This is a genomic window from Arthrobacter sp. SPT-J7, assembly GCF_059089965.1.
Genome location: NZ_JBNHFF010000464.1, coordinates 1 through 1,141, shown reverse-complemented (window position 1 = coordinate 1,141; position 1,141 = coordinate 1). Strand labels below are relative to the sequence as shown.

Genomic DNA, 1,141 nt, shown 5'->3' with positions numbered 1-1,141 from the left:
TGAGCTGTTTAAGGTCCTGTGCACCGTAACCTGCTGCGGCGATGATTTCCTTGCCCAGTTGAAGCATCTTGGCGGCGGATTTCAGCCAGCCTTGGCCGTTAGGCTGCAACAGTGGTTCCTGGGCCAGTTCCGGCAGCGATTTCAGGGTCCGTGCTGAGTCCAGAACGTCAGCGGTTGCGGCTCCGTCCTCCGCGCAGTACCTGACTGCGTTGCTGAGGATTGCCGGAACGTTGTGCTCTGCCGCGAGCTTGAGCATCCGGACCGCATGGGAGGTGCTCAGCGGCGCCCCCGGTGCGCTGAGCTGGGAAACAATCTCGGCCACCACTGTTCCGCGGGGCATGGCATCGATCCATTGCTTGAAAAGGGTCCGCGGGCGCAGGTAACGGCGGCCACCCATGGCACGCCCGACGTCGGAGTCCGGCCCAATGAGCACCATCAGCACTGGCTTGAGGGTCTGGGGGTCCAGGGTGCGGGAGGCAAGCTCCGCCCTGGTGACAGCTACGGGAATGGCTCCCCCGGCCTTCCCCGAGGTGCGGGCATGGGCATCGGACACCAGCCGGCACAACGCACGGTAGCCGGCCCCGTTGTTGTTGCCACGGGCGAGCACCACCACGCGTCCAGCCAGTTGGGTGCGCTGGTCGCCGTCGTCGTCATACACCGCCAGGTCCACCCCGACGATGGGATCAATTCCTGCGTCCATGCATGCCTTGAGGTGCTTGATGGTTCCGTACAGGCCGTCACGGTCAGTGCAGGCTAGCGCGGTTGCACCGTCACCAGCAGCAGCCTGCGCCAGTTCCTCAGGCCAGGACACGCCATAATGGGCACTGAATGCGGTGGAGACATGGAGATGGGTGAAACTCATGCTGTTCGTGGACGCAGGGCATCGTGGATGCGCAGGAGCCGCCAGCGGCCGCTGCGGATATGGCGGGTGAGGTCAAGGGTGAGTGCCTCGTCCTGTTCCTTTGCCGTGCCCGAGCCTGCAGCGGACGGCAACACCTGAACCCGCCAGATTTCGTGGTCAACAAGCCCTGGTCCGCTCCCCAGTGGGGCACGGCTTTCTTCCGCCCACCACTGCCGGCGTTCGTACCAGCGCACCGGTTCAGCGCAGACGGAATAGGACCGTCCTGCCCACCGAAGGGTT

General features: G+C 64.6%; 2 protein-coding genes. Both read right to left on the bottom strand.

The genetic code is table 11. The annotated features are described in order from the left end of the window. Positions 1–862, bottom strand: an 862-nt coding sequence (locus AC5RWX_RS33620; RefSeq protein WP_494100475.1) for a PHP domain-containing protein, incomplete at its 3' end; no start/stop codon positions are given. Further along, positions 859–1,141, bottom strand: a 283-nt coding sequence (locus tag AC5RWX_RS33615; RefSeq protein WP_494100474.1) for a hypothetical protein, incomplete at its 5' end; no start/stop codon positions are given. The genes AC5RWX_RS33620 and AC5RWX_RS33615, both read right to left, overlap by 4 nt.